The 25,715-nt window shown below is 50.8% G+C and carries 21 protein-coding genes; 9 read left to right on the plus strand and 12 right to left on the minus strand.

The genetic code is table 11. The features are described from left to right. Positions 1-67 precede the first annotated feature (67 nt). From Q320_RS0107225 to Q320_RS0107235, 3 genes are read right to left on the minus strand one after another with little or no spacing between them, the layout of a single operon-like run. A complete protein-coding gene (locus Q320_RS0107225; RefSeq protein ID WP_027468448.1) occupies positions 68-994 on the minus strand; it encodes a Dyp-type peroxidase in 927 nt (308 codons plus the stop codon). Positions 995-1,013: 19 nt separating this feature from the next. Next, positions 1,014-1,592 (minus strand): YqiA/YcfP family alpha/beta fold hydrolase, encoded by a 579-nt coding sequence (locus tag Q320_RS0107230; RefSeq protein ID WP_027468449.1) that lies wholly within the window; start codon positions 1,590-1,592, stop codon positions 1,014-1,016. Further along, positions 1,589-2,563, minus strand: a complete 975-nt coding sequence (locus Q320_RS0107235; protein WP_027468450.1) for a quinone oxidoreductase family protein — start codon at positions 2,561-2,563, stop codon at positions 1,589-1,591. The genes Q320_RS0107230 and Q320_RS0107235 overlap by 4 nt, the downstream gene beginning before the upstream one ends. A gap of 237 nt (positions 2,564-2,800) precedes the next feature. On the opposite strand from Q320_RS0107235, the gene pta reads away from it, so the two are divergent. Together pta and Q320_RS18900 are read left to right on the plus strand one after the other, a co-directional pair. Further along, positions 2,801-4,855: a phosphate acetyltransferase gene (gene pta / locus Q320_RS0107240; protein ID WP_027468451.1), complete on the plus strand. Its 2,055-nt coding sequence runs from the start codon at positions 2,801-2,803 to the stop codon at positions 4,853-4,855. Positions 4,856-5,047: 192 nt separating this feature from the next. Further along, positions 5,048-5,860 carry a substrate-binding periplasmic protein gene (locus Q320_RS18900; protein ID WP_084282453.1) on the plus strand — a complete coding sequence of 271 codons (813 nt, stop codon included), beginning with the start codon at positions 5,048-5,050 and terminating at the stop codon, positions 5,858-5,860. On the opposite strand, the gene Q320_RS0107250 is transcribed toward Q320_RS18900, so the two are convergent. Then, positions 5,861-7,291, minus strand: a complete 1,431-nt coding sequence (locus Q320_RS0107250) for an MFS transporter (RefSeq protein ID WP_084282455.1) — start codon at positions 7,289-7,291, stop codon at positions 5,861-5,863. A 123-nt stretch (positions 7,292-7,414) separates the two neighbouring features. Here Q320_RS0107250 and Q320_RS0107255 point away from each other — a divergent pair, with 123 nt between their 5' ends. Then, on the plus strand, positions 7,415-8,308 hold the full coding sequence (locus Q320_RS0107255; RefSeq protein WP_027468453.1) for a LysR family transcriptional regulator: 894 nt from the start codon (positions 7,415-7,417) through the stop codon (positions 8,306-8,308). Here the strand turns inward: Q320_RS0107255 and Q320_RS18905 are convergent. The 4 genes from Q320_RS18905 to Q320_RS0107280 all read right to left on the minus strand — a co-directional run bounded on the left by Q320_RS18905 (position 8,305) and on the right by Q320_RS0107280 (position 11,595). Next, positions 8,305-9,531 carry a Bcr/CflA family multidrug efflux MFS transporter gene (locus tag Q320_RS18905; protein ID WP_051534556.1) on the minus strand — a complete coding sequence of 409 codons (1,227 nt, stop codon included), beginning with the start codon at positions 9,529-9,531 and terminating at the stop codon, positions 8,305-8,307. The two genes, Q320_RS0107255 and Q320_RS18905, sit on opposite strands and share 4 nt — an antisense overlap. A 236-nt stretch (positions 9,532-9,767) precedes the next feature. After that, positions 9,768-10,535 (minus strand): enoyl-ACP reductase FabI, encoded by a 768-nt coding sequence (gene fabI, locus Q320_RS0107265; protein WP_035852975.1) that lies wholly within the window; start codon positions 10,533-10,535, stop codon positions 9,768-9,770. A gap of 211 nt (positions 10,536-10,746) precedes the next feature. After that, entirely contained in the window at positions 10,747-11,157 is a 411-nt protein-coding gene (locus Q320_RS0107275; RefSeq protein ID WP_027468456.1) for a hypothetical protein, read from the minus strand. 87 nt (positions 11,158-11,244) lie between these two features. Next, positions 11,245-11,595, minus strand: a complete 351-nt coding sequence (locus Q320_RS0107280; protein ID WP_027468457.1) for a hypothetical protein — start codon at positions 11,593-11,595, stop codon at positions 11,245-11,247. A gap of 197 nt (positions 11,596-11,792) precedes the next feature. Between Q320_RS0107280 and metH the strand changes: the two genes are divergently transcribed. From metH to Q320_RS18910, 6 genes are all read left to right on the plus strand, one after another. Then, positions 11,793-15,512, plus strand: coding sequence for a methionine synthase (gene metH / locus Q320_RS0107290; protein ID WP_027468458.1), 3,720 nt, complete (start codon positions 11,793-11,795; stop codon positions 15,510-15,512). A 639-nt stretch (positions 15,513-16,151) separates the two neighbouring features. Then, on the plus strand, positions 16,152-16,685 hold the full coding sequence (locus Q320_RS0107295; RefSeq protein WP_027468459.1) for a dCTP deaminase: 534 nt from the start codon (positions 16,152-16,154) through the stop codon (positions 16,683-16,685). Continuing rightward, complete coding sequence (locus tag Q320_RS0107300; RefSeq protein ID WP_027468460.1) at positions 16,685-17,404, plus strand: dCTP deaminase domain-containing protein; 720 nt, start codon at positions 16,685-16,687, stop codon at positions 17,402-17,404. Before Q320_RS0107295 ends, Q320_RS0107300 begins: the two co-directional genes overlap by 1 nt. Next, positions 17,401-17,940, plus strand: a complete 540-nt coding sequence (locus Q320_RS0107305) for a dCTP deaminase (protein ID WP_027468461.1) — start codon at positions 17,401-17,403, stop codon at positions 17,938-17,940. Before Q320_RS0107300 ends, Q320_RS0107305 begins: the two co-directional genes overlap by 4 nt. Before the next feature lie 613 nt (positions 17,941-18,553). Continuing rightward, positions 18,554-18,955, plus strand: a complete 402-nt coding sequence (locus Q320_RS0107310; RefSeq protein ID WP_027468462.1) for a hypothetical protein — start codon at positions 18,554-18,556, stop codon at positions 18,953-18,955. Between the two features lie 424 nt (positions 18,956-19,379). Then, positions 19,380-20,366, plus strand: coding sequence for an SPM autocatalytic domain-containing protein (locus Q320_RS18910; RefSeq protein WP_156939016.1), 987 nt, complete (start codon positions 19,380-19,382; stop codon positions 20,364-20,366). A gap of 126 nt (positions 20,367-20,492) precedes the next feature. Here the strand turns inward: Q320_RS18910 and Q320_RS0107325 are convergent, their stop codons facing one another. The 4 genes from Q320_RS0107325 to Q320_RS0107340 all read right to left on the minus strand — a co-directional run bounded on the left by Q320_RS0107325 (position 20,493) and on the right by Q320_RS0107340 (position 25,667). Continuing rightward, a complete protein-coding gene (locus tag Q320_RS0107325; protein WP_027468464.1) occupies positions 20,493-21,302 on the minus strand; it encodes a transporter substrate-binding domain-containing protein in 810 nt (269 codons plus the stop codon). 570 nt (positions 21,303-21,872) lie between these two features. After that, a complete protein-coding gene (locus Q320_RS0107330; RefSeq protein WP_027468465.1) occupies positions 21,873-23,462 on the minus strand; it encodes a histidine kinase N-terminal 7TM domain-containing protein in 1,590 nt (529 codons plus the stop codon). Between the two features lie 179 nt (positions 23,463-23,641). Continuing rightward, positions 23,642-24,445, minus strand: coding sequence for a polysaccharide deacetylase family protein (locus Q320_RS18915; protein ID WP_051534558.1), 804 nt, complete (start codon positions 24,443-24,445; stop codon positions 23,642-23,644). A gap of 172 nt (positions 24,446-24,617) precedes the next feature. Further along, complete coding sequence (locus Q320_RS0107340; protein WP_027468466.1) at positions 24,618-25,667, minus strand: 3-deoxy-7-phosphoheptulonate synthase; 1,050 nt, start codon at positions 25,665-25,667, stop codon at positions 24,618-24,620. Between the last annotated feature and the right edge of the window lie 48 nt (positions 25,668-25,715).

Here is a 25,715-nt window from a genome sequence, read left to right on the forward strand (position 1 = left end):
AGGAACAAATACCCATAAAAAAGCCGTTCAGCCATCAAACTGAACGGCTTTAAAATGGCTGAATCATTTACTTTGCTAATCGCGCCAGCGCCTCGCGGCTTGGGGCAAAGAACGCTGCGCCGCTGACGGCGCGGCTGAAATTGAGTAGATGGTCGACACGGCCATCGGACGTTGGTGCGATCATTTTGGCGAGCATTTTTTCGAAATTCGCGGGCGTTTTGCAATACGACGCGAAATACAGGCCTTGATCGCCACCTGGGGTGCCATACGGCAAAGAATGGCGCAGGATTTCGAGTTCTTCCCCATTTTCTTCAATCACCACGCGGCTAATGTGCGCGGTAAGTGGCTTGTCGTCATCGGCTAATTCTTCATTGCTTTCTTTGGTGCGCCCTATCACGGCTTCTTGCTGCTTCACCGGCAATTTATTCCACGTTTCCATGCGGTGTACATAGCGCTGAATATGCAAATAGCTGCCGCCCGCCCATGCCGCATCCTCAGATCCAACCAGCGCCACTTGCGCGCGGGCTTCATCTTGCGGATTTTCTGTGCCATCAACAAAGCCGGTGAGATCGCGGCAATCGCGGTAGCGAAAACCATGCGTGGTTTCAATCACATCAAGGCAATGACTGCTGGCTTGCACCACCATCGTGGCAAATTCATGCAGCAAATCGTAACGCTCAGCGCGTAAATGCAACACGACATCGGCCGAAGTAGAGGGTGCGGGATGAATCGCACCGGGAATACGCGGAAAACTTCGCAGCAATTCAGGCTTTTCGCCCAAATAAAATTCCGGCCAAACTTCAGCACCAAATCCTAGCACCACACAGAACTGCGCTTCTGGATGGGCTGCAGCCAGCTCGTCGGCCTTGCTCGGCAAAGTGGCAAAGAACGCTTTCAGTTCGGCATCGGCTCGACGACCGAGGCGGCGGCGAAATAATAAAAACAAACCATTACTCGAAGCAGCGGGCAAAATGCCACTTTGCGGTGTAAACATGCCTTTCCTTTGTAATCAATTAATTCGTCGTTCTTTGACAAGCAAATGCCCAGATTTCGGGCAAATACGCTGGGTAGTCAATAAAACTATGGTCACCGCCAGGAATAATTGTTTGCTGGCTGGCGGCATACCATTGCACTGCATCCTTAAAATCCAGCACTTCATCGCCCGTTTGTACGAGTAGCCAGTAGCGATCAAAAGCGCTCGGCGCACGCTCAAGCTGACAAAGTTTATCAGCAAAACTGGCGTCGATAAAATGGATTTCACCGGTTTGGTAATTGGTTTGCTCGCCCAAATACTGATTGATTAAAGTATACGGACGAACGGCCGGATTAATCAGCACCGCTCTACCTCCAAATTTCTCAACCGCCCATGTGGCGAAAAATCCACCCAATGAGCTACCGATCAAACAAAAATCACCCTGCAAAGGCGCGAGCAGCTCTGTGAGCATTTGCTCAGCCGCTTGCGGCTCCATCGGAATGCTTGGGCAGAGATAATGCGCCGCCAAACCTTGCTGCGCCATCCATGCCGCCGTGTCTTGTGCTTTTTGCGACAGTGGGCTGGATAAAAATCCGTGCAAATAGATCAATGTTGTCATGGCAATAAGATCGTCGAACCCTGAGTACGGCGCGCGGCCAAATCCAAGTGCGCCTGCTGTACATCCGCCAAGGCGTAACTTTGGCCAATTTGCGGCGTGATCCACGATTTGGCCAGCGCGGCGAAATAATCTTGCGCGGTTTCGACCAGTTCAGCGCGATTGGCGGTGTAATGTCCTAAAGTCGGTCGAGTAAAAAACAGCGAACCTTTTTGTGCCAATAAGCCCGGATTAAAGCTAGGCACTGCGCCCGATGAATTACCAAAGCTCACCATCATGCCGCGCATCGCCAAGCAATCGAGCGATCCGGCAAAGGTCGCGACGCCTACGCCGTCGTACACCACCGGCACGCCTTGACCATCTGTCAAATCGCGCACTTGCGCCACCCAATCGTCATCGCTGTAATCAATAACGTGATCGCACCACGCGCTGGCTTGCTCTGCTTTCTCTGCAGAGCCAACCGTGCCGATCACTCTCACACCCAAAGCTTGCGCCCATTGGCAGGCAATTTGCCCAACGCCGCCTGCTGCTGCATGAAATAGAATCGTTTGCCCGGCTTGCACCGCAAAAGTGCGTTTCAATAAATACTGCGCCGTCATTCCGCGTAGCAAGGTTCCAGCGGCAACTTCATTAGGTATTGCCTCAGGAACCAGCACCAGCTTATCCGCAGAGACAATACGGTGTCTTGCATACGCGCCAACACCCGCCCCCACATAGGCGACGCGGTCGCCAACTTGCAAATCATGAATACCATGCCCTAGCGCGATAATCTCGCCACAAGCTTCTAAACCCAAGCCCGACGGCATAGGCAGCGGATAAAGGCCGCTGCGATGATAGGTATCAATAAAATTTACGCCTATGGCCAAATGCTGCAAGAGCACTTCGCCCGCGCCCAAGGGCGGCAAATCGGCCGGCACCAGTGCCATCACTTCCACACCGCCGTGCTGCTGGATTTCAATTCGCGTTGTCTGCATTTGCCGTCTCCTCAGGAATATTTATCTTATTCCAGCATCTTGCCCAATGCTCAGTTAAATTTACAAGCGCAAACATCAGCAGTCGAGTATTAGGCCGCAAATCCTTCGCCAAATATAGGCAAAATTACCAAGAATTAATCCAGCAAAAATAGAGCTTTGTCATATAAAGAAAAGCTCGCTCGCGCTATAGTCACGCCATTGCCCACAGTCTGGGCCGCTAGAATTAGGTTTATAAATATGCAAACATTTTTTATTGCGCCAACGCGGCTGAATGTCGGCCTAACTTCAGTCACACTCGGCGTGGTGCGTTGCCTGCAAAATCAGGGTTTGAAAGTCGGCTTTGTTAAACCCGTCGCACAAGATCAATCGGCGTGCGAGATTGAACGCTCAACGCATTTTGCGCGACAAATTTGCCAGCTCGACGTGCCCGATGCACTGCCCGCCAATTATGCGATTGAGCAAGTTTCCAACGATGAAACTGATGATTTGCTTGAAGAAATCATCACGATGAGTATGGCTGCTGGCAAAGACGCCGATGTGCTCGTCGTTGAAGGCCTGCATCCTGATGCTAGTAACCCATTCACGACGCAACTTAATACGCAAATGGCGCTGGGTCTACAGGCCACGGTGATTTTGATTACCGATGCCAGCGCGAAAAATGCCGTTGAAGAAATCAAAGTCGCCGAGCGCCAATTTCGCAATGAAGGCGTGCGCGTTGGTGGTGTGATTTTCAATAAAGCGGCTGCAGAATTTAATCTGGCCGCGACGCAGGCCGAAATCGGCGAACTCAAAATCTGGGGCGTGGTGCAATTTGATCCTAAATTGCTCGCACCACGCACGCTGGATGTCGCATTGCATTTGAATGCCGAAATTATCGTCAAAGGCGAGCTAACCCGCCGCCGCGTTAGCGAAACTGTGGTCGCTGCGCGCGCCGTACCGGAAGTGATTCGCCGCCTGAAAGCCGGCGCTTTGATTGTCAGTTCGGGCGATAGAGACGACGTGATTTTGGCAACCGCACTGGCCGCCAGCAATGGCGTGCAACTCGCCGGTCTGATCCTGACCCACAATACCGAACTGAACGAAACCGTGCGTGCGTTTACCGAAATGGCGTTCCGCACTGGGATTCCAGTGCTACGTACCGATGGCGATAGCTTTGGCACCGCGCTGGCGATCAGCACCGTACCGACTGCCGTACCTGCCGATGACCGCGACCGTATGACGCGCGTGATGAATGCCGTTGCCGAGCAACTCGATAGCGAAGCGCTGAATGTCGGAGTGAATACCAAAGCGGCGCATCATCTCAGCCCGCCCGCTTTCCGCTATCAGCTGATTCAAAAAGCGCGCAATGCCAATAAACGGATTGTGCTGCCCGAAGGCGAAGAACCACGCACGATCAACGCGGCGATTGTCTGCGAAGAAAAAGGCATCGCCCGCTGTGTATTACTCGGCAAACGCTCAGTGATTGAAGGCATCGCGGCCACTCAAGGGCTCACGCTGCCTGCCTCACTTGAGATCCTTGATCCAGAAGAAATCCGTGCTCAATACGTTGCGCCTATGGTTGAACTGAGAAAATCCAAAGGCCTCACCGAAATCCAAGCACTGCGCCAACTCGAAGACAATGTCGTGCTCGGCACGATGATGTTGGCGATTGATGAAGTCGATGGCTTAGTTTCAGGTGCGATTCACACCACCGCCAATACGATACGCCCTGCACTCCAGCTCATTAAAACCGCACCCGGCTCGTCGATTGTATCGTCAGTGTTCTTTATGTTGATGCCTGAGCAAGTGTTGGTTTACGGCGATTGCGCGGTGAATCCCAATCCAGATGCCGAGCAACTCGCCGAAATCGCCGCACAAAGCGCGTATTCAGCCAAAGCGTTTGGTATCGAGCCAAAAGTAGCGATGATTAGTTATTCAACAGGCCAATCGGGTACGGGCGTTGATGTCGATAAAGTACGTAGCGCGACTGAAATTGCCAAAGCACGTCATCCGCAATTGTTGATTGATGGCCCGCTGCAATACGATGCCGCGTCGGTACTAGAAGTCGGCCAACAAAAAGCACCGGGCAGTTTGGTAGCTGGTCGCGCCACGGTGTTCGTATTTCCCGATCTGAATACCGGCAACACCACCTATAAAGCGGTGCAACGCAGCGCTGATGTGGTTAGCGTGGGGCCGATGTTGCAAGGCTTACGCAAACCCGTGAATGATTTATCGCGTGGCGCTTTGGTCGACGATATTGTGTTCACGATTGCATTAACGGCCATTCAAGCCGAGCAAATGACAGCACAATAATGACAATGGGTATTAGCATCTAGCCATTACCTATAATGCTTTACAAACAAATACCCCCACATCAAACTGGGGGTATTTTTTATTGCGGATACAGATCAAAGCCATCGCGACAGCCTGTCTTTATTCCTTGGTATTTCCCGCTATATACAACTAAAACACAATAACCACCCCAAAAACCGTAAGGTGAACAAGATGCTCAAACGATTTTTAATCTGTTGTTTTGCATCGAGCGTAACACTCAGCCTACCCGTACAAGCGTGTAGCAAAGTCATGAAAATGGCCATCGAACAATGGCCACCGTATATTTACACCGATGCCAAGGGTCAGCCCGCAGGTTTAGATATTGAATTGGCGAAAGCGATTTTTGCCGAAGCGGGATGTAAACTCCAAATTGGAGAGGAGCTACCTAGAAAACGGCGACAAGAGATGTTTATGCGCGGCGAAATTGACCTGATGCTGGCCGCCTCAATTACCCCCGAACGCGAAGCATTTAGCCGCTTTACCGCGCCCTATCGCAATGAATCGATTAGCTTATTTACGACTCCCGATAAAATCGCCAAATACCGCAATATCGACGGCTTTGCACCGATTCTGCAGCAAAAAATCACACTACTGGCGCCCAATGCAGGCTGGTATGGTGAAGATTACAAAAAGCATTATTTCTGGCTCAATGAAGCGAATTTAATTTCGCCATTTGAAACCTTTACCCAAGCCATCAAAATGACCGCAGCCAAACGTACCGAACTATTGATGGGCGATACTGGCGCAATGATTTACGAGTCCAAATTGCGCAATGTACCGATTGTGGCGCTGCCCAAACTCATCGTAAACGATCATGTGCGCATGATGCTCAGCAAGAAAAGCACTACCGAGGCTGACCGCCAAGCGCTGGATGACGCGATTGCGCGATTAGAAAAACGCGGCGTGCTCAAAAAAATCCGCAGCCCTTATGGTATCGCGCTCACGCTCGTCACAGCGCCAGCCCCAAGTGCTACGCCGCAGTAATTAAGGCTTTTTACGATACACAATCAGCGCAGCAGCCAGCGCAATCAAAATTAAAGCCGCTGCGACAGCAAACGTCAGATGCATCCCGCTCGCTACCGCAGCGGGAGACGCGGTGTTGATGTCTTTACTCGTCGATGCAAACACTGCGCCCATCAACGATGCGCCAGTCATCAAGCCCAAATTACGCGAAAGACTCAACATGCCAGAGATCACGCCGCGCTGCTCTGCACGAATATCACGCATCACGGCAGTATTATTAGCGACCATAAACAGTGCATAACTACTGGTGATCAGCGTTATCGGCAGCAGATAGCCCAACACGCCAAACGCCACTGGCATCAGCGCTAAAGCCACGCAACCCAGCGCGATCCCAATCAAGCCAAGCATCGTCATTCGCTGCGCGCCCAAACGATCCACCAAGCGGCCTGCAGGCACACCCGCAATAGCCGCTACTAGTGGGCCGATAGATAAAACAAGCCCAGCCTGCAAAGCATCCAAGCCAAAAGCGCGTGACAAATAAAACGGACCAACAACTAAAGTCGTCATCATCACCGTCGCAACCAAAGCGCTCATCAGCAGGCTAGCGCTGAGCGCCACATCACGGAACAGACTTAAGCGAATTAAAGGTGAAGCGACTTTTCTCTCAACAAAAACAAACAGCCCGATACCGATACCTGCAAGCAGTAACAAAACCAAATTAAGCGAACCAAAATAACCGCGCCCCAAAGTCATCGCCAGCGCATACGCGCCCAGTGTCAATGCCAAAAGCAGCGTTCCCAGCCAATCAAAGTCGATCTGTTTTTTGAGCTGATCCTGCGGTAAAAAACGATACGCCAGCAAAAATGCCAACAAACCCAGAGGCACATTCACCAAAAAAATAGCGGGCCAGCCCCAGCCAGCAATCAAAATGCCGCCCAAAGATGGACCAAGTGCCGTGCCCACCGCCGACATCGTTCCCAGTAAGCCCATCGCGCTACCTGTTTTTTCTTTAGCGACAGTTTCACCGATCAAAGCCACGCTCAGCGCCATCATCATTGCCGCGCCAAAACCCTGTATGGCTCTCGCTGCGATCAATAAGCCCAAAGTTGGCGCAATCGCGCACAAAATCGTAGCCAGCGTGAACACCGCAAGGCCAGACAATAGTAATCGGCGGCGACCTAACATGTCACCGAGCCGCCCAGCACTGACAATCAGCGTCGTGATCGCCAACAGGTAAGCGAGCACCACCCACTGCAATTGTTGAAATGAAGCACTGAATGCATGGGCTAAAGTCGGAAGGCTCACATTGGCAATACTGCTGCCCAGTGAGGCCAGTAGCATTGCAAGCGATAAGCTGGCCAGTGCCCAGCGAGCAGTGGGAGTCAAAGCTTCACTTCCCGTGACTTCTGAACCGATAGCAGTCGGCGTTGCTGTGAGAGATGTGTGTGGCATTTGAATCTGTCCGAAACATTGATCTACACAGCGTATTCTTCAGCCCAATCATGCACAAGACGCAGCATTTGCACTTTATTAATGCATACAACGCCATATTAAAACTGAGCTAGAATCATCTTTATGCCCAATCCTGATTTCAATTTACTACTCACGCTTGATGCTGTGCTCACTGAAGGCAGCGTAGCACGTGCGGCCAAACGCTTGCGGCTGAGCCCATCGGCAATGAGCCGCGCATTAACACGATTACGCGAAACCACTGGCGATCCACTTTTGGTGCGAGCCGGACGCGGTCTCGTGCCGACGCCCAGAGCACTTGAACTTCGTGAATTAGTGAATCATCTAGTGCAAGACGTAGAGGCCGTGCTGCGCCCTGCTGAACAGTTGGAGCTGACGCAGCTACAGCGAACATTCACGCTGCGTAGCAGTGATGGCTTTGTTGAAAACTTTGGCGCAGAGCTGATTAGTCGCATCAGCGCGCAAGCGCCTCAAGTGCGGCTGCGCTTTGTGCAAAAACTAGATAAAGACAGCAGCGCACTGCGTGAAGGTAGCGTTGATTTAGAAACGGGTGTGATCGGCAATACGACAGGCCCCGAAGTGCGAACGCGAGCGCTGTTTCGTGATCATGCGGTGGGTGTCGTCCGAATAGGACATGCGCTCAGCGAAGGGGAAATAAGCCCATCCCGCTATGCATCAGGCCAGCATATTTTGGTATCGCGGCGCGGTTTGAATAAAGGGCCAATCGATGAAGCTTTAAAATCACTCGGGCTAGAACGCGAAATCAATACTTTCGTCAGTGGATTTTCAGCCGCGCTGGCGCTCGCGCGGGGAAGTGATTTGATTACCACCGTTCCCGAGCGGCATACACGCGCGCTGCGCGCTGGTATGCATACGTTTGCACTACCTTTTTCTACGCCCGAAATCACAATTTCGATGCTATGGCATCCCAGAATGGATGCCGACCCCGCGCATCGTTGGTTACGCAATTTGGTTTTCGACGTTTGCAGCGCCAACTAAGCCTTGCGCGCATCCAATGGAATGGTCACATAGCGATAGCATAAGCATGAACCAATGCCGCAAAATGCCAAAGTCGCGGCCAAGGGCAAGCTGCTGCCATCATGCCAAACGCCCATCAACACCCCCGCGACCGTCGCAATACTAAATTGCATCGTGCCCATCAGCGCCGAGGCCAGCCCAGCTTGCTGGCCGTGATGCGCAAGCGCGCCCGCCGCCGCATTCGATGCCGCAAAACCAAGCGCAATCAGATACAAATAAATGCAGCCAACCACCAGCCAAAACGGAGGCTGCCCCAGCAAGCTGGCAATCAATAAGATGCTCGTTGTCAGCGCCAGCATCGTCGTTGAGCGTTGCAGCAATTGATCAATCGAATAGGTTTTCAAGGCACGCGCGTTAAATTGACTTGCAACGATATAACACGCGGCGATACTGCCGAATGTCAGACTGTATTGCGTTGGCGTGAGGCCATAGACTTGCATCATTACAATCGGCGAGCCGGTGATATAGGCAAATAAGCCCGCCGTCGCCAAGCCACCCGTCATTGCATAACCCATAAAATGCCGATCAGCGAGCAGCGCACGATAGGCACGCAGCGTGTCGCCAATATGAAATGGCTCGCCCACTTTCGCCGGGCGCGATTCGGGCAGTAGATAATGCATCGCAATCAAACTGATCAGCGCCGCCAACGCCAGTAAAGCAAAAATAGCGCGCCAGCTCAGCACTGAGACGACCCAACTGCCCAATAGCGGCGCCAAAATCGGCGCGATGCCCATTACCAACACCAAGGACGAAAACACCTGCGCCGCCATTCGTGGCTCGCAACGATCCCGCACAACAGCACGCGAAATCACCATGCCCGCGCAACCGCCCAGCGCCTGAACAAAGCGCAGCGCAATCAGCGCTTCAATGCTCGTTGCCAGCGCGCAGCCTATCGACGCCAGCAAAAACACGCCCAAACCAATCAATAGCGGCGGCTTGCGCCCAAAGTGATCCGACAAAGGCCCATACAAAATCTGCCCCAGCGCCAGACCAATAAAATAGCTCGCCAACGTCAGCTGAACCGTGCCATCGTCAGTGTGCAAACTACTGGCAATGGCAGGCAGACCCGGCAAATACATATCAATTGATAGCGGCCCAAGTGCAGTTAGCGCAGCGAGCAGTAAAATCCAACCGGCAAAGCGGCTTTCAGGTGCGGGGATAGCAGAGGCGTGAAGTGTCTTCATGGGTATATGATGCCAGCGCTTATAGAATAAATTCTCTATCGATATACCTAAGCAGATATAACAGACTGGCTTTTCAGAAGGTAACATTCCATTAGATGCTCAATCTAAGGATGCTTCAAGTGTAAAAGTACAAACTCACGCCAGATAAAACCCTATCAAACACGATCAAAAACACTCAGGCCGCATAGGTATATTAATCCAAGCCTTAATATAAAAAGCCTAGATCAACATACCCATCACGCCATAATATTCATGCCGCCATCAACATAAAACGTACTGCCTGTTAACCGGGCTGCGCCCGCTTCGCATAAGAAGGCTGCGGCTTCGCCGACATCGTCGATATCCGGTAATTCACGCAATGGCGCGCTGCCAGTCGCGTTGCTAATCAGCAGATCAAATTCACGAATCCCACTCGCGGCGCGCGTTTTGACTGGGCCGGGCGACACCGCATGCACGCGGATTTTTTTCGGGCCTAGCTCAGCGGCCATATAGCGCACCGCAGATTCTAGCGCCGCTTTAACGGGCCCCATCATGCCGTAATTAGGAACGACTTTCTCCGCGCCGTAATAACTCATCGCCAACAAAGTGCCGCCTTGCTTCATCAATGGCTCGGCGTGATGCGCCATGCGGATGAAAGAATGACACGACACATCCATCGCCAAGGCAAAACCCGCCGCCGAGCTATCCACCACGCGACCATGCAAGTCTTCTTTTTGCGCGAACGCAATCGAATGCACGCCAATATCAAGCTGGCCGTATTTTTGCGTGATCGCCGCAAACAGCGCGCTCACCGATGCCTCGTCTTGCACATCGCAGAGCTGCGTAAGGCCAGGTTGTAATTCATCAAATAAGGGCTGGATAAATTTCAGCGTTTTCTCAGTCTGGTACGTCAACACCACTGTCGCGCCACGTGCTTTGAGCGACTTGGCAACGCCATAAGCAATTGAATGCTCATTGGCTAGACCCATAATCAATGCGACTTTTCCTTCGAGTGAACCGGCCATAATGATCTCTCCCTACGATTTCAAGATTGAGGCTTGCGCCTGTTGCATTGCACCAATCATACTCCCAAGATGATTTGCCCGATATGTCCTTATTAGGAGATCAATCGCAGCAAGAGTATTCACTTGGCGCAAAAAAACCAGCGCTGTGGCTGGTTTTTTTGTGCGTGGCAAAATGACTAAACTGATGCTCATTGCATCGTCCAAAATTACCCTAAGCAATGGCTTTAATGGATGCGCTTGGCTTAGCCTCTTCACGAGGTTCTGGCTTAGGCGGGCTGGCCTCAGCTTGCTGTTTATTGTATTCGGCCACTGCGGCTGCCGTTTGGCGATTTTGTATTTTTTGTGTCGCATTCAATACTTGCTCAGTGCTCACGCCGCTGCTAGTTGATGGATCTTCATCATAACGATCTGCGGCATTGGCGGCACTCGCGGCATACGTTTCCAACTGCTTCTGCGCTTGGTTTGAAATATACACTTGCTCAACAACGGGCTTGGCTTTTTCACGCACTTCTTGCTGTTGTTGCTGCTGCTGTTTTTGCAAATCAGCAACGTTACTGCCCGTTGCACCACTGGGTGGCGTGACTATCGCACTACTAACACTGGAAGAACTGATCGGTGACATGATAGCGGCTCCTTACTTTGAACTAATGACTCTAGCATACGCCGCAATTGACAAAACTGCAGTGTAAAAAGACCAATGGAATCAAATTCATGCGTGCATATCGAAGAGCTGGCCGACGCCCACATCCGCCTCATCTTCGTTCGATGAGGCCATCGCCACATAATCCTGCAGACGAGCTGGCGACGCGCTACGTGGCGGCAGCATTTGCACCAGCGCCAAAGTCGAAAAGAGGGGCAAATCTGCAGGTGCTTTGACCGCCAGATCATCAGACCGCTGCGTCGTCAACACGCCCATTTGCGCAGTATTCGCGCCACGAGTCGGTAATGGCAGGCTATCCATTCGATCTTGCGGACGATCACCCTCTTTCGCCCGCTGCATTGAGCTAGCGAAAGAAATCGGCTTAATCGGGCGTATAGATTGAACGACCAGCGGCGACATACGAAACAACTCCTATAAATTCATACCCTTAGCCTAAAGGCAAACACCACGAAGAAATAGGCACAAAGTCCGCTTCGAAATGCTAATTAATACCAAAGCCGCCGCTACCAGCCTGCGCATCAGACCATCGGCAGTAAGGCAATTGGCTGCTGCCATGGTAAAATGTCAGGTTGACCGATTTAATTTCTGGATTATTCATGACCCGCCTCAAACAGCTCCAAGCTTTACTTGAACAACGCATCCTGATTTTGGATGGCGGCATGGGCACGATGATCCAGCAATACAAGCTCAACGAAGAACAATACCGTGGCGAGCGCTTTGCCGATTGGCATACCGATGTCAAAGGCAATAACGATCTGTTGGTGCTGAGCCAACCGCATATCATTGCCGAAATTCACCAAGCCTATCTCGATGCGGGCGCCGATATTATCGAGACCAATAGCTTTAACGGCACTGCGCCCGCGATGGCCGATTACGATATGGAAAGCTTAGTGTGGGAGCTTAATTTCGCTGCCGCCAAGCTGGTCAAAGAGCTGTGCGTTGCGCAAACGGCTAAAACGCCAGAAAAACCGCGCTTTTGTGCTGGCGTACTTGGCCCAACCAGCCGTACCTGCTCGATTTCACCTGATGTGAATGATCCCGGTTTCCGTAATGTGACGTTTGACGAGCTGGTCACCGCCTACCTCGAATCCATCGACGGCCTCGTGCAAGGTGGTGCTGATATTCTGATGGTCGAAACGATTTTTGATACGTTGAATGCCAAAGCCGCGGTATTCGCAATTAAGAAATACTTCGCCGACCGCCCCGATATCGAAGAATTGCCGATTATGGTTTCCGGCACGATTACCGACCAATCTGGCCGTACGCTCACCGGCCAGACCACTGAAGCTTTCTACAATTCATTGCACCATGCCGATGCGATTTCCTTCGGCTTAAACTGCGCGCTCGGGCCTGATCTGCTGCGCCCTTACGTCGAAGAAATGAGCCGCATTTCCGATACTTTTGTATCAGTGCATGCCAATGCCGGTTTGCCAAATCCATTGGCTGAAACCGGCTACGATTTGTCGCCTGAAGATATGGCGCCGCAAGTGGCTGAATGGGCGCAATCAGGTCTGGTGAATATCATCGGCGGTTGCTGCGGCACGACGCCAGCGCATATCGCGGCAATTTATCAAGCGGTAAAAGATCTACCACCGCGTAAAATCCCCGAAATCGAGCCTAAATGTCGTCTTTCTGGCCTAGAGCCGTTCAACATCGGCGATAAAGATCTATTCGTCAACGTCGGCGAGCGCACTAACGTCACCGGCTCGAAAGCCTTTGCGCGTTTGATTTTGAATGGCGACTACACCACCGCGCTGGATGTGGCGCGGCAGCAAGTGGTGAACGGCGCGCAAGTCATCGACATTAATATGGACGAGGGCATGCTCGACGCGCATAAGGCGATGGTCACCTTCCTGAACCTAATCGCCGCCGAGCCAGATATTTCACGCGTGCCGATCATGATCGACAGCTCGAAATGGGATGTTATCGAAGCCGGCCTGAAATGCGTGCAGGGCAAATGTATTGTTAACTCGATTTCGATGAAAGAAGGCGTTGAGCAGTTCAAACATCACGCGCGCTTGCTGAAAATGTACGGCGCAGCGGTGATTGTGATGGCTTTTGATGAAGTGGGTCAGGCCGACACTTACGCCCGTAAAATCGAGATTTGCGAAAAATCCTACCGCATCTTGGTCGACGAAATTGGCTACAACCCAGCCGATATTATTTTCGACCCAAATATTTTCGCGATTGCCACTGGTATCGACGAGCACGCGCGTTACGGCCTCGATTTTATCGAAGCGACCGGCTGGATTAAGCAAAACCTACCGCACGCCAAAATCAGCGGCGGCGTATCCAACGTGTCGTTTAGTTTCCGTGGCAATAACAAGGTGCGCGAAGCGATTCACGCGGTGTTCCTGTATCACGCGATTCAGCAAGGTATGACGATGGGGATCGTCAACGCGGGCGCGCTGGAAACCTACGACGAAGTGCCGAAAACGCTGCGCGACGCGATTGAATCGGTCGTTCTGATGACGACGGACGACGCGCTCGCGGCCACCGAAGCGCTGATTGTGCTGGCCGAAGCGTTTAAAGGCGACGCCAACGTGGCCAAAGGCGAAGACCTGAGCTGGCGCGAATTGCCGCTGCAAGACCGCATGACGCATTCGCTCGTCAAAGGCATTACGACCTTTATCGTTGAAGACACCGAAGAAGCGCGCTGTTCGGTCGAGCGGCCGATTCACGTCATCGAAGGCCATTTGATGAATGGCATGAACGTCGTTGGCGATCTATTTGGCGCGGGTAAAATGTTCCTGCCGCAAGTGGTGAAAGCCGCGCGCGTGATGAAAGCCGCCGTCGCGCATTTAGAGCCGTTTATCGACGCTGAAAAAATCGCGCTCGGCCTACAAGATGAGCCAGCCAAAGGCGTGATTGTGATGGCGACGGTCAAAGGCGACGTGCACGATATTGGTAAAAACATCGTCGGTGTCGTACTGCGTTGTAATAATTATCAAGTCACCGACTTGGGCGTGATGGTGCCCGCGCAAAAAATCCTCGATACCGCGCGCGAAATCAAGGCGGATATTATTGGTCTCTCTGGTTTGATCACGCCGAGTTTGGAAGAAATGAGCCACGTTGCCAAAGAAATGCAGCGCCAAGGCTTTACGATTCCGCTGCTGATCGGCGGCGCGACGACATCCAAGGTACACACGGCGGTGAAAATCGAGCCGCATTATCAGAACGACCAAGTGATCTACGTGGCCGACGCCAGCCGTGCGGTGGGCGTGTGCTCAAGCTTATTGAGCGACGAACTAAAACCCGCTTTCGCTGCCGAAGTAAAAGCCGAATACGCCAAAGCGCGGCAGATTTTTGAGAATAAAGATCGCACCAAACTCATTAGCCTAGCAGAAGCTCGCTCACACAAGTTCGCCCCCGATTGGACGATGTATACACCGCCAAAGCCATCCTTCCTTGGCGTGCGTGAATATACCAACTATAGCCTTGAGGAAATCGAACCGTTTATTGATTGGACGCCGTTCTTCCAAAGCTGGGAATTGCATGGCCGTTATCCAGCGATTCTGACCGACGAAGTCGTCGGCGAAGCAGCACGCAGCTTGTATGCTGATGCGAAAGCCATGCTGCAAAAAATCATCGACGAAAAATGGATCGCCGCTGCGGGCGTGATTGGTTTCTTCCCCGCTAATAGTGTGAATCACGACGACATCGAGCTATACGATCCTGTCACTGGCGAAGTCGCAATGGTTTGGCACAATCTGCGCCAACAATTGCCGAAACCAAAAACTGGCGAAGTGAAACCGAACTGGTGCTTGGCCGACTTTATCGCGCCGAAAGAATCCGGCATTAAAGACTACATTGGCGCATTTGCCGTCACCGGCGGCATCGGCATTGATGAACCAGTGAAAGCCTTTGAAGACGCGAATGACGACTACAGCGCGATCTTGCTCAAATCGCTCGCCGACCGATTTGCGGAGGCCTTCGCCGAACACATGCACCACCGCGTACGCACCGAATTGTGGGGCTACGCGGCGGATGAACGCCTGAGCAACGACGAGCTAGTCGACGAGAAATACGTCGGCGTACGCCCAGCCCCCGGCTACCCAGCCTGCCCAGACCACACGCCGAAAGTTGACCTATTCAAAGTGCTGAACGCACCGAATATCGGCATGGAATTGACCGAAGGCTACGCCATGCTGCCAACTGCAGCCGTCAGTGGGTTCTACTTCAGCCATCCAGAATCGCGCTATTTTGGCGTGGGGAAAGTGACCTTGGATCAGGTGGAAGATTACGCAGCGCGCCGTGGTGTTTCACTGGCTCAAGCCGAAAGAGACTTAGCACCAAACTTGGGGTATGTAGCATAAGCCCTTGTTAAGTATTTTTTGGCGACCAATACCCATTAAAAAGCCTCGCAGATGCGAGGCTTTTTGTTTCATCTGAATGAGTGGTGATATTTCGTAGTGAGTCGCGCTAATGCCGCGCGGCACTTACTTTTCTTAAGCGGCCAAGAAAAGTAAGCAAAAGAAATCCGCCCTAGTATCTGCGCCGACTTCGTCGGTGCCCTCGCTGCGGACAATCGAGGCGGTTGTGGTCAAAACTCGGCCTTCGGCCTCAAACATTGACCCCAAAAACCCCGCCCCGCTTGTTCCTCGCTCGGCTTGACACAAGGGATCTCGCGCAGCTCAACGAGATTTGATTTTAATACGATGTATTGCCCGCTAAGCTTTTAAAATAAAAGCCTCCAAGCAAATACATCAACACCGTAGGTTGGCGTTGAGCGAAGCGAAGCCCAACAAATTCGTAGCTAATTCATCGGGCATACGCGGTAAACGCTGGGCTGTGCAGGCTTAGCACCAGCCTACCGTGCTGTGATTTAGGTGTGGTAAGCTAACTGGTAGTTATAGGGCTAATTGATAAAGAAATGATTCAGCCATATCGACAGATAGATTAGCACTGACGATAAACACCGGCACGTTACTACTGAGATTTTTGGATAAAAAAAGATGATTTTCACTCCAAATGCTCTTATTGAGCAAATAAAGAACGGTAAAATAATAAAGAACCTATCTGAGCGAGAACTAACCAACGCAGAAGGGGTTGGATTTGATTTACAGCTCAATACACTTTCAATTTTAAGTGATGGGAGTGGTAGTTTAAGAGTCCAGACAAGGCGTACTCCAGCCACAACAATAATTACACCCAATCCAGACGGCTGTTATTTTCTTGAAAAGGAAAAAATATATTTAGCCACTACAACAGAAGAATTTGATTTGCCATCAGACTTAGCAGCAACTTTCTTTCCTAGAAGCACGTTATTTCGTAGCGGAATACAATTCACGTCAAGTATTTTACCCGCTGGCTACAAAGGCCCAATGACGTTTTCGCTAATAAATCTGAACAGTCAAGCTTTCGAAATAGAAAAAGGAGCAAGATTTGCTCATGTTGTTTTTCATTCAGTAGAAGGTAATGTTGGCCTTTATCGTGGTCAATGGCAAGGTGGTCGGATTTCTCAACCTTTTGATGAAGGGCAAGTTTAATGAGTATTGTTCAGATCAAAGGAAGAACTAGTACCTCAGAGGAAGAATTCAATAATTATGCGCTATCAAGTAACAGCTTCATTTATACAGATGCAGAGAAAATTGAGGAGTTTTCAATTGAGCTAACCTTAGGCGAAGGCTGGAATGAAAATTACTCTGAACATAATAGGAATTTATTTCAGATCGAAGAGTCTATTACCATTCGCGGGCAAGATTCAATTGTTGTTGAAACAAAAGAACGGATATCCATTCCTCATAATAGGTATGGAATTGTACTGCCAACTGGTAGTTTATTTTTATCGAAGGGAATACTAGTTGCTTCAGCAAAAATCGAACCTGCATTCCACGGAAAGTTACAACTGAGAATATACAATACAACAAACCGAAGCCAAAAAATAGAAAAAGGTGTGAAGATTGCGTCAGCTATTTTCTTTTCTACTGAATCAACAAAGGTACATGCACGTACTTATCGTTCCAGCGATATTTCTGCACTACAGAAATCAAAAATAAAAGAAATAAGGAAATGGCTTTCTAACAATAAAACTTCATGGATTGGATGGATTGCATCAGGAATTTTCAGCTCAGGACTAACTTTTGCTTTAACCTACACACTATATTACAAACATATGCTTGATAATAAAACATCTCCCCCTGCTCAGCACAATCAAACACCGCCAGCACAAAGTAAAAATCAAAATACTCAAATCAAAACACCATGATTCCAATAGAAAAAAATCTTGAGCACTTAGTAAATCAATACGAAATCTGCGACAAGCAATTAATCGACGAATACTCATTGAAAATCCGGCTAGGGAAAAGTTATTATAAACCCGACCCAGAAAAATTCGGTAAAGTGATTACGTATAACGTAGGCCCAGAACCCAAGACATTGTTTATGGAAAGAGCAAATGCCGAGCAGAATTTATCACTTGAACCAGGAGAGTGCTTAATTGCCAGCAGCCAACACAAATATAAAATACCTCACGATTATTTCGGGCTTGTCCAAACCAAAGGGACTCTTGCAAGGTTATTTGTGCAAGCAACATGCAATGATGGGCAGATTGAACCCGGATTTGATGGCTACATAACACTTGAAATAGTTAATTTATCAAAATGGAAAATACAAATACCAATTGGCAGTGATGTTGCTCAATTATATTTAGTAAAATGTAGCAGCCCTGCAGACAGAGCGTATAGCGGTAGATATTCGGAAGAATGCAAAAATGGCCCTACACTAGCTATATTTAGAGAGTGATTTCCAATTTGACTGAACAGATAATCTGATAGTACGTAGGGCGGGTTAGGTTTATCAACCCGCGCTGATCGCGATTTGTGATTTTGGAATCAGATTGGCGGGTTACGCCCTCGGCTAACCCGCCCTACGGAATTGATGTATTTGATTGTAGCCCTTTATCTACCAAGCCTAGCTGGCAATACATCGACTCAATATCAAACCTCATTGAGCTGCGCGAGATCCCTTGTGTCGCGCCGAGCGAGGAACAAGCGGCAAGGGGGTTTCGGCGGGTTCTGTTTTGTTAAAACCCGCCGCCTTGCCGATTGTCCGCAGCGAGGGAATCCGACGAAGTCGGACGCAGATACAGGGCGGCCTTCTTTTGCTTACTTTTCTTGGCCGTTCAAGAAAAGTCAGTGCCGCGCGGCATTAGCGCGACTCAAGGTTAAAAAAACATAGCAGTCGCAGATTTAGAAAATGCTAAGTCGGATAACGCCTTCGGCTCATCCGACCTACGCAAACCGTAAATCGCGAATCAAAACGGTGCAATTCGCTTCGCTCATTGACACCCTACGGCATTGATGTATTTGATTGCAGCCTTTTATATACAATGCCTAGAAGGCAATACATCAACCTAATGGCAAACCTCGTTGAGCTGCGCGAGATCCCTTGTGTCAAGCCGAGCGAGGAACAAGCGGGGCGGGGTTTTTGCGATCAATGTTTGAGCGAGGCCGATGCTTTTGTTTTTGAGGCCGAACGAGTTTTGAGAGCAACCGCCTCGATTGTCCGCAGCGAGGGCATCCGACGAAGTCGGACGCAGATACTAGGGCGGCCTTCTTTTGCTTACTTTTCTTGGCCGTTCAAGAAAAGTCAGTGCCGCGCGGCATTAGCGCGACTCAGCGTGAACAACCACTCCAGATTGAATCAAAGAAAAATTCAAAATCCGGTGCAATTCGCTTCGCTCATTGGCACCCTACGTATCGATGTATTTTATTGCAGCCCTTTACTTACAATGCCTAGCTGGCAATACATCGACTAAATTGTAAACCTCGTTGAGCTGCGCGGGATCCCTTGTGTCAAGCCGAGCGAGGAACAAGCAGGGAGGGAATCCGACGAAGTCGGACGCAGATACTAGGGCGGCCTTCTTTTGCTTACTTTTCTTGGCCGTTCAAGAAAAGTCAGTGCCGCGCGGCATGAGCGCGACCATGCATGAAGAATCACTGCCAGCGATTGATCCACAATGATGCTGATGATTTGACCATCGCTCTGGATACCGGCCTGCGCCGGTATGACGAAGAGAATAAGCATGAACGGCAACGGTTTATCAACTCGCGCTGCCGCCCATCAGTTACTCCAATTAGCTCAGCAACGCCCCCTCTGCTTACCGCAAAAATGGCCGATAAATTCAGTATGCTTTGCATGCGAGCGGGCTCTCAAACGCATGCGTTCACCATTCGAGGTGCATGATGCGGATTGTCGAATCGGATTTGGCGCTGTCGGCGCAGCGTAGTTTTCAACGTGAACACGTCGAACGCGTGTCGATCCGTTATGAAGCGCCACGCCCCGCGCCGAGTAGCGTCGACGATTCGGTGAGTATTTCTAGCGCTGCGCGCATGATTGAAGAGCAGGAAGAAGCCGTCAATAATGATCCACGGCTCAGAATGATTAAAAGCCTACTTGAAGCCATGCTAGGTCGGGAAATTAAACTAGGGCATGAGGCGCTAGACACCACTCAAGAAGCGCCACAGCGCAATACCCCAAGCCCTACTCAGTTAGAAGACGGCCTTAGCATCGAATACCATGCCAGCGAAAACGAAAGCGAAGAAACGCAATTTAATGCCAGTGGCGTGATCAAAACTGCTGATGGTCGCGAAATCAGCTTTACGGCCGAGCTGAATTTAAGCCGCAGTTTTAGCCAAACCATCGACATCAACATCGCAACGGGCAGCGCGGCGCGACCGAAAAAAGACCCGCTGGTGCTCAATTACGACGCCCCGGTCGTGACGCTATCGGACAAAACCTTCCAATTTGATATCGATGCCGATGACAGCAAAGAAACGCTGCACATGCTCAATCGCGGCAGCGCCTATTTGGCACTGGATCGCAATGGCGATGGCAAAATTAATGATGGCAAAGAGTTATTTGGCGCCCAAAGTGGCAATGGCTTTACCGATTTAGCGCAGTATGATGGCGACCAAAATGGCTGGATCGACGACGCCGACGCCGTGTATGCCAACCTCAAACTCTGGCTCAAAGACGCAAGCGGGCAGGATCAGCTGCACAGCTTAAATCAGCTACGCATCGGTGCGATTTATTTGGGCTATGCCCGTGGCGACTTCGATTTGAATAACAGCCAAAACCAAAATTACGGGCAAATTCGCAGCTCTGGCGTCTATTTGCACGAAAACGGCCAAGTCGGCACGGTGCAGCAACTCGACCTCAGCGTTTAAGCATCAGTGCCAGTGAATAACCTTGCCGATTTTCAGTACAAGATGAGATGCGCGCCGTTTAGCGAAGCTGCGTGCTCAGTTCTCAACGCACAGTACGGTGCAAGCAACGCAAAACCGCATGCAATCTTAGTTTCGACTCGGGTTGATCGTGAAAATCCGCTGAATTGGGGCGCTACTATTTGGGCCAAACCAACGGTTGAAAATCGCCAGCGCTTCACCGCTTTTTTCCATCTCAAGCAGTGCATTATTGATCGCAGTTTGTAAGGCTTTTTCGCCTTTCGGGATACCTACGCCATAGATTTCCAGCGCCAACGCAAAATCACTCAGCGCATAGCGGCTACGCTGTGCTTCGGGTATTTTATTCAGCGCTATCGCCAGCACCGGCGCATCGTCAACCACACCTTCGACAATATCGGCCTGCAGTGCTTTGACCATTTCAGGTACATCATCAAATTCGGCCAGCTTGGTTTTGGGAAAACTTTGGCGTAGCAATTTAGCGCCAGTCGATGCATTCGCAGCGGCTAAATAAGCGCCCACCAAATCCTTATCGCTCTTGAAGCGCCCTTTTTTGGCCAAAATCCGCGTGTCGGTTACGAAATAACCCACGCTAAAATCGATTTCTTTTTCCCGCTCTGGCGTACGCGATAACACGGCCACGACGATATCGACCTTATTTTGCTTTAGCCATGGCAAGCGATCATTCGACTCCAAGGTTTTAAACACCGGCTTCACATTCAGGCGTTTGGCAATCCCCTGCGCAAACTCAATGTCGTAGCCTTTTAAAGCGCGGGTTTGAGGATCAAGTACAGAAAAAGGCGGTGATGAATCACGTACACCAATCACGATTGTGCCATTGCGCTGAATCGACTCCAGCGAGCTAGCTTGCGCTAGGGCGGCAGCAAACAATAAAGCAGCAGACAAAATAGTACGTAACATTTTTAGCCTTTTTGAGCGAGTGATCTCGTTGATTTTTGCGGCTCTGGGGGAGGGGCTGCCAAACAGCCGCTCACCCTTTGCAAAGAGCTGGCAGTGTAGGCGAATTGATGACATTCGCTAGCTAGGGAAAGGGATTAATACATCAGCATGGCGCATGCGCATTGCATGCATTTCGTATTCAACTTCTGCTTAAATTGCATCGGTGGTGATTTTTTACGCTGGGTTAGCGCTGCTGTAGCTCCTTCCCCCTTGACGGGGGAAGGCTGGGATGGGGGTGTTGAGCCTAAATTGCACTCCGTAGTATCACCCCCACCCTAACCCTCCCCCGTCAAGGGGGGGGAATGCCGTGATTCTTTAACCACTATCAACTTGTAATCTAAACATGCTCTGTTAATTCTATGTATTGCCATATAGGCAAGATAAATAAAGGCCTACAATCAAATACATAGATACTGTTGGGCGAGCCAGCCGAAGGTGTAAGCCGCCAATTTGATGCCGATTTCACACATTGCAATCAGCGCTGGTTTAGGTGCAATTCGCGGTGAAACCCCACTGATGCTAGCGCAGCGCTTAGAGCACCTTGCACTCACTGCGATTGCGCCCATTGGCCTTGGCTTGATACAAAGCCTGATCAGCATGCAGCAAGGCCACATCGAGACTTTGATGCGCCCAATGGTGCTCGGCGATGCCTGCCGAGAAAGTAATCGCGAGCGGCAGGCCGTTGATGATAGGAGGCTGAAGGTGCAGCAGCTCACGCCATGCTGCAACTTGCTGGACGACATGCTCGGCGCTGGTATCGGGCAGCAGAACGAGAAATTCTTCGCCGCCGATGCGAAATAAAAAGTCACTTTGCCGCAAATGCGTTTGCAATAACTGCGCCACATGGCGCAGCACGATGTCGCCAGCGGCGTGACCGTGCTGATCGTTAATGGCTTTGAAATGATCCAAATCGATCATCACCAAAGACAGCGTTTGCTGTTTTCGCGTGGCGCTGGCCAGCAGACTAGGGATAATTTCGTCGAGGAAACGGCGATTGTGCAGGCTGGTGAGCGGATCGTGAATCGCGGCTTCGTGCAATTGCTGCTGTAGCGTGGCATTAGATTCGAGTTGTTCTTCGAGCAAAATCAGCGCTTGTTGCAGCTCAAGCTGTATCAGTTTGTGGTGCGTGATATTGCGCAGCACCAGCAACAAACCGATGGCTTGATGCTGGTAATACACCGTGACCGAGCGCAGATCGTAATAGGCGTCGCCTAGATTCAGCTCAAACTCGACTGGCAATTCCTTATCCCACAGCGAGGGCAAAATGCTGCTGAGATAATCAAGCCGCGCCAATGGTAGGCCGGTGGCATTGGCGGGCATGTCGGGCAGCGCTTGCGCGGCACGATTAAGCTGCGCGATTTGTTTGGCTTCGTTAATCACCAAGACCGCGTCGGGCATTGCATCGAGCAAAACATCGTGCGCAATCGGTAGCAAATCAAATAGTTGCCGATGCGAAATTAGCCAGTAAAACACGCCGCCCATGAGCAAAAAGCTAAACGGCGTTGGATCAAAATCAAACAGCGTAACTAAGCCTGTCACATAGGATGCATTAGCCAGCCACGGCACCGCCATTGCAATCGCCAAACCGACATAATGCCGCCGATGCAATTGGCTGGCGCGCGCCAGCGCATTCAAAATCACCAACATGCTCAGCGACATATAGCCGTACATAAACATCGCCGCGATAAAAAACCACGGACCATGCTCATACGCAATCGCAGCACCCGGCGCGGCGCTGACTGGCAAAGTGCTTTTATACATCCAATGATGCGCACTATTAGTCAGCGCGATCACAACGGTGATGATGGGCATCAACCACAAGCCCAGCTGCCATTGCCACGTCGGGCGCTGATAATAACCTTTGACGTAAGACCAAACAAACATCGCCCAAAAGCTCGGCACAGCCATAATCCCAAACCAAGCGAACTGTGCGCACAGCACTTTTGCCGCTGGCGCTTGTAGCCACATTTCCATTCCCGCTGCCGCGCTCCACCATGCCGCCGCTAACAAAGTGGCAACATAATAATATCGGGCCGGAAAGACTTTGCGCCGCGCCGTATAGAGCGCCAACGTCAAGGTCAGCACCATGCACAACAGCAATAAAAAAGCCGCCCAATTCATCGCAAGCGCTTTGAATCAATGAGGGATTTTGCCGGAACGGCAATCGATGAAAATGTCATGCGAACATTGTAGTGCAATGCCTTCACCAGCGGCGTGATCAAATCAAACCTGCAACAAAACTGCGCGGCAATGATGTCGCGCGGTTTTGCCTAATTGAAGTGGCGCTGCGAGCATTGCCGCTATGGGCTGAGCTTGGCTGGAATATTCAGCAGCTTATCCACCGTGGTGAAACGATAACCTTGCTGCTTGAGCTGCGGAATCAATGTGGCGCTGGCCATGATGGTAGGTTTACGGCCGCGTCCACCTGCATCGTGCAAAAGCACAATCGCCTCAGGATGAATATATTGCAGCACCACGCTGACGATTTTGCCGCTGGCGACTTCATCGACGCTGTTTTGATAAGTATGAAACCAATCGGCACTGTCCACCGACCATAAAATGGCCTGCATTTTTTTATCTTTCAGTGCTTTAATTTGTGCATCACCCAAAAAGCCATACGGTGGGCGCATCATACTGGGCTGAAATCCGACCACTTTTTGATACGCTTGCTGAGTTTTGGCTAATTGCTGATCCCACCAAGCATTATCCGCCGGAAGCTCAGTCAGATTCGGATGGTTAAAGCTGTGATTGGCTAGCACATGGCCTTCCGCTAAGGCGCGTTTCACAATCTCGGGATACTTCAGCACATTCTGACCTTGCCAAAAAAACGTCGCTTTCACTTGCTGCTGCTTTAATAAATCCAGCAAAGCGGGCGTGTCTTCACTCGGGCCATCATCATAAGTCAGCGCGATTTCTTTGCGATCACCTGGTCCTTCGATAAAGAAAGTCTCAGGGAAAGCCTTCGCTTGGCGCTCCATTTCAGCGGGCGGCAATTGGTTCCATGCCTCGATATACGGCGTACGCAAACGCGGCGGCGTTTGCGCCATGACAGACTGACCAGCCAACAAGGCCGCGAGAAAAAGCCCACAGTATGGTTTAAACATGACACTCCCTAGGCGATAGAATCAAGGCCGCCGACATATATCGGCACACCGGCAGTGTAGAGCCGCAACATCAAGCACACTTTGCAAATCTTGCTCGATGTGGATTAAGTTTCCAGCCCTCGTTTTATTGCAAAGAAGAATGCAAGCCACTCCACCGAATCGCGCTAAACACTTAACGTTGCGCCAAGCGCTTTGCCGCATCCAGCAGCATCGTTTCGGTGCTCGTCCAATCCACGCAAGCATCCGTTACCGAGCAGCCGTAAATCAATTCGGCCAAATCGGCTGGGATTTTTTGATTGCCAGCGACCAGATTCGATTCAATCATCACGCCGACCAAAGCTTGGCTGCCGTTCACGATTTGATTAATCACATCAGCCATGACCAGCGGTTGCAATTCGGCTTTTTTGTAGCTGTTCGCGTGCGAGCAATCGACGATGATATTGGTCGGGAGTTTGGCTTTTTTCAGCGCTTGCTCGGCCATCGCCACCGACACGGTGTCGTAATTGGGCCGACCATCACCACCACGCAATACCACGTGGCCGTATTGATTACCGCGCGTACGCACAATGGATACTCGACCTTGGCCGTTTAAGCCCAAGAAAGAATGCGGATGCGATGCGGATAAAATCGCATTAATCGCAATGCTGATATCGCCATCAGTGCCGTTTTTAAAGCCCACTGGCGTTGACAAACCCGACGACATTTCGCGATGCGTTTGCGATTCAGTGGTGCGCGCGCCAATCGCCGTCCATGCGATCAAATCGCCCAAGTATTGCGGTGAAATAGGATCGAGCGCTTCGGTCGCCGTCGGCAAGCCTAACTCGCACACATCAAGCAAGAAACGACGCGCTTTTTCCATGCCCAAATCCACCTGGAAAGAATCATCCATACTTGGATCATTGATGTATCCCTTCCAGCCTGTTGTAGTACGTGGCTTCTCGAAATATACCCGCATGACCAATAGCATTGTGTCTTTGACTTCTTCTTGCAGCGCTTTCAAGCGCCGCGCGTAATCAAGACCCGCAACAGGATCATGAATCGAACAGGGGCCAACGACGACGATCAAACGATTATCTTTGCGATCCAGAATATTTTTCAGCGCTTCACGCCCCGCATCAACAACTTGAGCGGCATATTCAGAAATCGGCAAACGCGCATGCAGGTCTTCCGGCGTTGGCATCGCGTCAAACGAAAGGACGTTAATATTTTCTAATTTATTCATTTTGGCAGCTCAAGCAAGGTGGGCAATATAAGCATTATAAACACCTGC

Origin of the sequence: Deefgea rivuli DSM 18356 (genome assembly GCF_000620145.1) — a bacterium.
GTDB lineage: Bacteria > Pseudomonadota > Gammaproteobacteria > Burkholderiales > Chitinibacteraceae > Deefgea > Deefgea rivuli.

Excerpts from the sequence above, each read along its gene's own strand:
- Q320_RS0107225 (WP_027468448.1), bottom strand. The coding sequence starts at position 994 with ATGTTTACACCGCAAAGTGGCATTTTGCCCGCTGCTTCGAGTAATGGT.
- Q320_RS0107230 (WP_027468449.1), bottom strand. The coding sequence starts at position 1,592 with ATGACAACATTGATCTATTTGCACGGATTTTTATCCAGCCCACTGTCG.
- Q320_RS0107235 (WP_027468450.1), bottom strand. The coding sequence starts at position 2,563 with ATGCAGACAACGCGAATTGAAATCCAGCAGCACGGCGGTGTGGAAGTG.
- pta (WP_027468451.1), top strand. The coding sequence starts at position 2,801 with ATGCAAACATTTTTTATTGCGCCAACGCGGCTGAATGTCGGCCTAACT.
- Q320_RS18900 (WP_084282453.1), top strand. The coding sequence starts at position 5,048 with ATGCTCAAACGATTTTTAATCTGTTGTTTTGCATCGAGCGTAACACTC.
- Q320_RS0107250 (WP_084282455.1), bottom strand. The coding sequence starts at position 7,291 with ATGCCACACACATCTCTCACAGCAACGCCGACTGCTATCGGTTCAGAA.
- Q320_RS0107255 (WP_027468453.1), top strand. The coding sequence starts at position 7,415 with ATGCCCAATCCTGATTTCAATTTACTACTCACGCTTGATGCTGTGCTC.
- Q320_RS18905 (WP_051534556.1), bottom strand. The coding sequence starts at position 9,531 with ATGAAGACACTTCACGCCTCTGCTATCCCCGCACCTGAAAGCCGCTTT.
- fabI (WP_035852975.1), bottom strand. The coding sequence starts at position 10,535 with ATGGCCGGTTCACTCGAAGGAAAAGTCGCATTGATTATGGGTCTAGCC.
- Q320_RS0107275 (WP_027468456.1), bottom strand. The coding sequence starts at position 11,157 with ATGTCACCGATCAGTTCTTCCAGTGTTAGTAGTGCGATAGTCACGCCA.
- Q320_RS0107280 (WP_027468457.1), bottom strand. The coding sequence starts at position 11,595 with ATGTCGCCGCTGGTCGTTCAATCTATACGCCCGATTAAGCCGATTTCT.
- metH (WP_027468458.1), top strand. The coding sequence starts at position 11,793 with ATGACCCGCCTCAAACAGCTCCAAGCTTTACTTGAACAACGCATCCTG.
- Q320_RS0107295 (WP_027468459.1), top strand. The coding sequence starts at position 16,152 with ATGATTTTCACTCCAAATGCTCTTATTGAGCAAATAAAGAACGGTAAA.
- Q320_RS0107300 (WP_027468460.1), top strand. The coding sequence starts at position 16,685 with ATGAGTATTGTTCAGATCAAAGGAAGAACTAGTACCTCAGAGGAAGAA.
- Q320_RS0107305 (WP_027468461.1), top strand. The coding sequence starts at position 17,401 with ATGATTCCAATAGAAAAAAATCTTGAGCACTTAGTAAATCAATACGAA.
- Q320_RS0107310 (WP_027468462.1), top strand. The coding sequence starts at position 18,554 with ATGGCAAACCTCGTTGAGCTGCGCGAGATCCCTTGTGTCAAGCCGAGC.
- Q320_RS18910 (WP_156939016.1), top strand. The coding sequence starts at position 19,380 with ATGATGCGGATTGTCGAATCGGATTTGGCGCTGTCGGCGCAGCGTAGT.
- Q320_RS0107325 (WP_027468464.1), bottom strand. The coding sequence starts at position 21,302 with ATGTTACGTACTATTTTGTCTGCTGCTTTATTGTTTGCTGCCGCCCTA.
- Q320_RS0107330 (WP_027468465.1), bottom strand. The coding sequence starts at position 23,462 with ATGAATTGGGCGGCTTTTTTATTGCTGTTGTGCATGGTGCTGACCTTG.
- Q320_RS18915 (WP_051534558.1), bottom strand. The coding sequence starts at position 24,445 with ATGTTTAAACCATACTGTGGGCTTTTTCTCGCGGCCTTGTTGGCTGGT.
- Q320_RS0107340 (WP_027468466.1), bottom strand. The coding sequence starts at position 25,667 with ATGAATAAATTAGAAAATATTAACGTCCTTTCGTTTGACGCGATGCCA.